Annotated in this window: 5 protein-coding genes; all 5 read left to right on the top strand. The window is 37.0% G+C overall.

Annotated elements, in window-relative coordinates; all coding sequences use genetic code 11:
• Positions 1-995: 995 nt before the first annotated feature.
• Positions 996-2,624 (top strand): hypothetical protein, encoded by a 1,629-nt coding sequence (locus GLV97_RS19565; RefSeq protein ID WP_160842313.1) that lies wholly within the window; start codon positions 996-998, stop codon positions 2,622-2,624.
• A gap of 345 nt (positions 2,625-2,969) precedes the next feature.
• The gene (locus tag GLV97_RS19560) at positions 2,970-3,968 is read left to right on the top strand and encodes an ABC transporter substrate-binding protein (RefSeq protein ID WP_160842312.1); all 999 of its coding nucleotides are present in this window, start codon (positions 2,970-2,972) and stop codon (positions 3,966-3,968) included.
• Positions 3,969-4,021: 53 nt separating this feature from the next.
• A complete protein-coding gene (locus GLV97_RS19555) occupies positions 4,022-5,038 on the top strand; it encodes a FecCD family ABC transporter permease (RefSeq protein WP_160842311.1) in 1,017 nt (338 codons plus the stop codon).
• Positions 5,031-6,074 (top strand): iron chelate uptake ABC transporter family permease subunit, encoded by a 1,044-nt coding sequence (locus GLV97_RS19550; RefSeq protein ID WP_160890393.1) that lies wholly within the window; start codon positions 5,031-5,033, stop codon positions 6,072-6,074. Before GLV97_RS19555 ends, GLV97_RS19550 begins: the two co-directional genes overlap by 8 nt.
• Positions 6,071-6,709 carry an IucA/IucC family C-terminal-domain containing protein gene (locus GLV97_RS19545; protein ID WP_160842309.1) on the top strand — a complete coding sequence of 213 codons (639 nt, stop codon included), beginning with the start codon at positions 6,071-6,073 and terminating at the stop codon, positions 6,707-6,709. The genes GLV97_RS19550 and GLV97_RS19545 overlap by 4 nt, the downstream gene beginning before the upstream one ends.
• Positions 6,710-7,237 lie beyond the last annotated feature (528 nt).

Raw genomic sequence — 7,237 nt, 5'->3', positions numbered from 1 at the left:
TAACGAGTAACTTATCATCACAGTACATATCGTTAGATGGAGCGCCGGATGCTGGGAAACTAGCACGTCCTTGGTGTGGAGCAGGGGAAAAGCTGGAGATAACGTCAAAGGCTTACCTATTGCTAACGATTGTTCAATCATCGATCGCTTTTTAACTAACGGAGCAGGTTAGTTTAAGACTCAGTACTTCCAGGGAGGAATAAAGATTTTATTAATTTTGACAACTCTATTGTTAATAGTCGGATCTTGGGTTTGGTTTAATTATAATCTTAAAAAGGGTATTTCGCAGTTTTTATTAGTTCTATTTTCAATCGGCACTCCGTTTTTGTTTTTTTATGGCGGTATAAACTACGCTGCTTATATTAGTAGCCAAGGAGCAGCTTTTGGTTCCGCTATCCTTCTGTATGTGTTATTAGGAAATAGTATTATTTTATTGATTACTATTGTAATTTTCGCTAATAGGAAAAATGGAAGAAATGAATAATATAATTTTGCGATTAACCGGGAGATAATTTAGGAACAACCATTAAGGTATCTTGAATTCAAGTCTTATAAAAACGGGGGCGTTACTTGAACAATTGCCTTATGTGCTAACATTGAAGAATACTTATTATGGAAAGAGGATGGGGGGTCTTTAATTGAAAGTGATTAGGATTGTATCAGCCATCATTGCATTATCCTTATTAGTTTTTAGTTTTACAACCGATAACAAACAAATCTTATCTTATACTCAGTTTTTTATTGGGACCATACTTTTAATTTACAGCATTTCAGAGTTTCAAAATGAACAGAAAGCTCGCGCAGTATATTTATTATTCCTAGCTGTAATTATTGTATTAATAGGAGCATTATCTCTTTAAATTTGATAAGGATGACCATCTGCCTGATTCAAGTAAGGTAGAAAGTTAGTAAATTACATAAAACATCTCCAAATCAAGTCTTGCGGAAACGGGGGGCGATTCTTCAGGAGTTTTTACTTTGAGAGTTTGAATAAGGTGGTTCGTTTTACAAATCAACCAATGGTATATGGAGGGATACAAATTCTAAAACGTATTAGCTTAATGGTATTGAGTTCGTTATGCTTCATAACAGTTTACTTTATTTTTTCCTTGTGGTTAAGTGCGAAACAAAGCATGGTCGTTTCGTTGGTCATAGCCTTGTTTATGTTTGGTATTATAATTTGTGGAATTATATGTCTTTTCAAACCAATAAAATACTTGCCCAAAAAACGCTCAACAAATCTAACATTAATTATATTATCTGGCGTCGTTTCTATAGCCACTATTTTCATCACATTATTCAATTATGGATTTGAAAAGTCAGCCTATGATCATGAAAGCATAGATTCTTTCACGGCAAGTGATAAAATCAGTTTTTATCATAAAATGGTTCTGGATACTTCGTCAGCCAAACAGGATACGGAGGATTTTTCCTCTGAGCAAGTAGGAGCATTCACCTTTTATTATGATGGACAAGACAATAAAAAGTGGATTAATTCATCAGTTAAAGCCGTTGAGGCAAAGAAAAATCAGTTTTCCAGTATCTTCAATTTAAAAGAGAAGCCACCTGTAAAGATTATCTTATACAACAATATTCCGACCCCGGAAAATGCCCCCAAACCTGTTGAAGGAAGTATTGGAGGGTATTACGTTGCAAGTGAAGAAACCATATACCTTCAAGTTCCATCGGGGAATAAGAGAGAAAGGGAATTTCAAAGAAAAGTTGTCCATGAATACACACATCACCTTTTTAACACTTTAATAAAAAAATATGACTTATCATTCGCTGATTTTCCAATGTGGTTTCATGAAGGATTGGCGACGTATGTTGGCAGTATAAATGTTGGGGTTGGAGATAACTACATAAGAGAATTAGAGTATCTGAACTTTAATCAAATGAAGACTCCTGCACAAATAAATGACCATCTTAGGAGTCCGTATAACCCTTATTTTCAAAGTATGTGGTTTATAAATCACCTTTTGAATGACGTAGGAAATGACTTCATTCCTAAGATAATCAAAGAGAGAAAGAACCATCAATTTGATCAATCATTTAAAAATGTAATGGGTATAGGCTTTGAAACATATTCGAATGATTTTCTTCAACAGTTGAAAAATGTTCCTTCAGATTTAATAACAGCAAGAAAAGAAGTCAATCCTAAAATGGCATTAGAAAAAGCTCTGGAAGTGAACACTATTGTTCCTAATCTGTATCAATCAAATATTCAGTTGGGGAAAATCTATATGGAGCTCGGGAACTTTAAAAAATCAAAGGAATACGCTCAAAGGTTGGTAGAACAAAACCCTGGAGAACCGTCTCCCTATCAGGGATTAGCTACTAAAATTGTAGTGGCAGACTTGGAAAGAGCTATAAAGTTATCGAAAATCTCTGTTAAACATGCAAATGAAGACGAATTTAGCTTTTATCAAGAGAAATTAGAAACTTTGATATCGGTAAAGCGAAAAGTTGAAGAAGGTGAGCCACTCTCAGGGTACCTGGAAATCTTCAGAAATGATTATGTACAGTCGGATATCTTAAGAGAGCAACTTATAAAAGACTTACTGAATAAGTATCCAAATGTAGAGTCAGGAAGAAAGGAAATGGTTTCTTTATTAGAAAGTTAAAAAGGTAGATTCCAGTAAATTATGGTGATTATCTCGAAACTGAGTCTTCCTGTAACGGGGGCAATTCTGATGTAAAGGAATTGCCCTCTTTTTAACGTTTAGTGCTGGTTTCTGGAAGACTCAGTTTCGAGATAATGCTTCAATAACACCTCTTATCTTGTAGAGAATTCATCGTACGTTATATTCCTGGTCTTGTTTTATTTCATTTTTCACGATGAAAAAAACTTTAAAGCTGAATCCTCCAAAACATCTTATCAGTCTTATTATTGGCTTGACAATCATTTTCAGTTGCAATAACATTTTAATAGTGAGAATGATTATCAAAATCAAAAGGAGGAGATACATATGGAAAGTATTCAATTACATAAAAAGTGGGGACTAATTTTATTAGTCTTAGTTATTACTACACTACTTGCCGCTTGTGGAAATGAGGGTGCTTCTTCAGAAGATACGTCCTCAGAATCTACGAATGCGGATGATTCTGGCGAGGAGACGAATACACTAGAAATTGAACATGCTATGGGGATGACAACCATCGAGGGAACACCTGAAAAAGTCGTCACGCTTTATCAAGGAGCCAACGATGCGATTACGGCCTTTGAGGTAGAGCCTGTTGGAATTGTGGAGTCTTGGGTAGAGAAGCCTATTTATAAATACCTAAGAGATGATTTAGAAGGAACTACGCTTGTAGGGGAAGAAACTCAGCCCAATTTAGAAGAAATTGCTAAGTTAAATCCGGATGTGATTTTTGCATCTAAACTCCGACATGAAGAAATTTATGAGAAACTAAATAAAATTGCACCAACCATTGCTATTGACCAAGTCTATGATTTCAAAGGGACGGTTGATTTAATGGGACAGACGCTGAACAAAGAGGATAAAGCAGAGGAAATCATGACGAATTGGGATAACCGCATTGAAGACTTTAAAGCAAAAGCTTCTGAAAAATTAGGAGAGGATTGGCCGTTAAACGTTTCCATTCTAAATTTCCGTAGTGACCATGCTCGTATTTATTTTGATAGTTTTGCTGGATCGATCCTGAAGGAAGCTGGATTTACTAGACCTGAAAACCAGCAATCCGATGAATGGGGAATGAAATTAACGGATAAAGAAAGTATTTCAGAAATGAATGCGGATGTATTTTATATTTTCATGAGTGATGAACCAGCGATTAAAGATAATTTCGAGGAATGGACAAATCATCCACTTTGGAAAAACTTAGACGCAGTTAAAAATGACGAAGTCCACATGGTTGATGAAGTGACATGGAACATGGCTGGAGGAATTCGTGCTGCCAATTTAATGCTGGATGACTTATATAAACGATTTGATCTAGAGAAATAAATCCCAAAGATAGGAGGTATCCTCCTGTCTTTGTTTCTTTGAGGAGAAGCATAATGAACAAACTATCGACCAATCGATCATTTCAATGGTATATTCTTTTTGCCTTTTTGCTTCTATTTTTTACTGCAGCTGCTTTAAGCATACTTGTAGGAAAAACCCCAATCCCTCTTTCTACAGCTTGGGACGCCTTCTTTCATTATGACACTTCAGATACGAATCATATTATTATTCGTACGTCTCGTTTAACACGAACTTTAATAGCCATTACCATTGGTGCGAGTCTATCCATTGCAGGAGCTTTAATGCAAGCCTTGACTCGTAATCCTTTGGCAGCTCCAGATATATTCGGCGTTAATGCAGGGGCACTATTCTTTATTGTGACTTCTGCTACTTTCTTTTCGGTAGAATCCTTAAGTGGGTATATGTGGATTGGTTTTTTGGGAGCTGGAGTTGCAGGAGCGATCGTTTATTTACTTGGTTCTATGGGCGAAGATGGTTTATCCCCTATCCGCATTGTTTTGGCAGGTGCTGCCATTAGTGCGCTGTTTATTTCATTTACTCAAGGAATGCTTGTAATGGATGAACAGCGCATGCAAAGTGTTTTATTTTGGCTGGCTGGCTCGGTTGCTGGACGGGAACTAGGCATACTTCTTCCTGTACTGCCTTTTATAGGGGCAGCGATTATCCTTTCGTTATGGATTGGAAAGCCTCTGAATATTTTGATGTCCGGGGATGATGTAGCCAAAAACCTGGGTCAGAATACGGGGTTGGTCAAATTAATAATAGGAGTTATCGTTGTTTTTTTAGCTGGAGGATCGGTAGCGGTAGCTGGGTCTGTAGGATTTATTGGCCTTGTAGTACCACATATTGTAAAAGGTTTTACTGGTCCTAATTATCAATGGATTTTACCAATGAGTGGTGTTTTCGGAGCTACCTTGTTATTGTTTGCTGATATTGCTGCGAGACTGATCATTGCCCCTCAAGAAATGCCTATAGGAGTGATGACTGCTCTATTCGGAACTCCTTTTTTCATTTATATCGCTAGAAAAGGGGTGAAGAAAAGTGGGTAACTATTACACACTTAGAAGTAAAACCGGCAAAGTTTCTATACAAATTCATAAACGATCTTTGTTTACTTTAGTTGCCCTAATCCTGACAACCGTTGCTGTTTTTATTATTAGTTTGTCATCTGGAAGTAGTTACATTCCGCTTAGAGCTGTATTAGAAGAAATTTTTAGTGAAAGTGACCATGCTTTTATTCTCAATGAACTTCGACTTCCCCGTGTACTTATGGGGCTGGTCGTAGGAGCAGGTCTAGGTGTATCAGGCTTGATATTACAAGGGATGATCCGAAATCCATTGGGGTCTCCAGATATTGTTGGAGTAACAGGTGGAGCTTCTGTGGGAGCTGTTATTTTCATTGTTTTCCTATTAGGTGAAATAAGTGTGCAATGGCTTCCGCTTGCGTCTATTACAGGAGCAGCGATTACAACAGCGATCATCTATTTATTGTCATGGAAAAATGGAGTCACCCCTATGCGTTTAATTTTGATTGGGATTGGTATTTCAGCCTTAACCAATGCAGTGGTTACCATGTTTATGGTGTCCAGTGAGTCGGCGGTTGCATCTAAAGTGTATTTATGGTTAACCGGCAGTTTATATGGTGCCAATTGGCACGAAGTTACGATTCTCATCCCTATTATTGTTATTCTGATTTTCCTATCCCTCTTTTTCACCGGAGTGGTAGATGTAAAACAGCTGGGAGATGATGTAGCAACCGGCATGGGGGTAAGGGTCCAGTTTTTCCGCTTTCTTTTAATTTCCTTAAGTGTTGGCTTAGCTGGTGCAGCAGTTTCTTTTGCTGGAGGAATCGCATTTGTAGGACTGATCGCGCCTCATATTGCACGGCTTTTATTGCAGCGTTCCTTTGGTAACTTAGTTTTTGGATCCGCTTTGATTGGGTCACTCATCGTTATGATAGCTGATATTATTGCGCGTACGGCTTTTTTACCATCTGATATTCCAGCTGGTGTATTCACTGCTGGAATCGGAGCTCCATTTTTCATTTATCTACTATATCGAAATCGAAAGGGGATGAATGAATGAATTCCATCCCATCCTTACTGGAAGAGACGGCATGTATTGAATTTTTGCAACATCAACAAAAGCGCATCTGTGCTCCCAATATAAAGGTCACCGCGTCAATGATGATGAAAAAGTACGCCCAAGTTCTTCCTTCACATGTTTTAAATTCTATGTTGTGGGAAGAAAAAAGCAAAATTATTCCTATATCAGCGTGTACGATTAGTGAAAAGTTGGATGTGCAGGTGAAGACAGAACAAATTATTTATGTAGACTCGCGCCACGAGGCTTGGAAGGAGCTCTTTAGTCAACACCTGTTTCCCTTGTTACAATCCTTTCATAAAAGGACGAACTTGCCTGCTTTTATTTTGTGGGAAAATATTGCCGTTCGGATTAATTCATTCTTTAGAAAAGCACTAGAAAAATATCCCGAACACCAACAAACTATCATTCAACTTGCTAAAGAATTGAATCAATTAGACGGCAGTTATTTCAACTGTGACACACATCCTATGAAAACGTATCTTGTTGATCCTAACTCACTCGGTGAGCATAAAATACGGCGTACTTGCTGTTATTTTCATAAGTTAGATAAAAAGAAGGAAAGTCTCACGCATTGTCTTGTATGTCCTCTTCAAAGTTCTAATGGTTGTTCTTAATATTGAAAACTTTGTAGTAAATATTGAAAGAAATGAATAAAAGCTATATGTAATTTATAGTAGTGTTATCCTGATATCGAGTATTCGTCTAAAGATGCGTTAGTATAATACCTACATTAATATCTTGAAATCAAGTCTTTAGTGGCGATTGTTTAATAAGAGCAATCGCTTTTCGCTTATTGGTAGTATTGTTGAATACTGAACTTCGGGATAAATACGTCTATGAGATTAGAAAAGAATTGCTATTATTTACGTTGAATTTATAGAATTAGGGCAATAGCATTAGAATGATAAAATATTTAGATATTCATTGAACGTCTTTAAAATGGGATTAAGGAATATAGATAGCTCCAATAACAGAATAATTTCACTGAATATCTCAGTTTCGAGTCTTTAGCTAACGGGGGCGCGCGACAAGTTCTGCTATAAACGCATTTTAGCGTGAAAAGCAGGAAGTTTATTTAACTAAATTTTAACTGTACAACGGAGGATGGGAATGAAGGATCCATGTTTCCCGAAACCATCCCG

This window comes from Halobacillus litoralis (assembly GCF_009856355.1).
Classification (GTDB): domain Bacteria; phylum Bacillota; class Bacilli; order Bacillales; family Halobacillaceae; genus Halobacillus; species Halobacillus litoralis_B.
The sequence above is the reverse complement of the archived record's forward strand: the minus strand, read 5'-3'. Positions and strand labels throughout refer to the sequence as shown.

Coding starts and splice junctions, on each gene's coding strand:
- GLV97_RS19545 (WP_160842309.1), top strand. CDS start 6,071: ATGAATTCCATCCCATCCTTACTGGAAGAGACGGCATGTATTGAATTT.
- GLV97_RS19560 (WP_160842312.1), top strand. CDS start 2,970: ATGGAAAGTATTCAATTACATAAAAAGTGGGGACTAATTTTATTAGTC.
- GLV97_RS19555 (WP_160842311.1), top strand. CDS start 4,022: ATGAACAAACTATCGACCAATCGATCATTTCAATGGTATATTCTTTTT.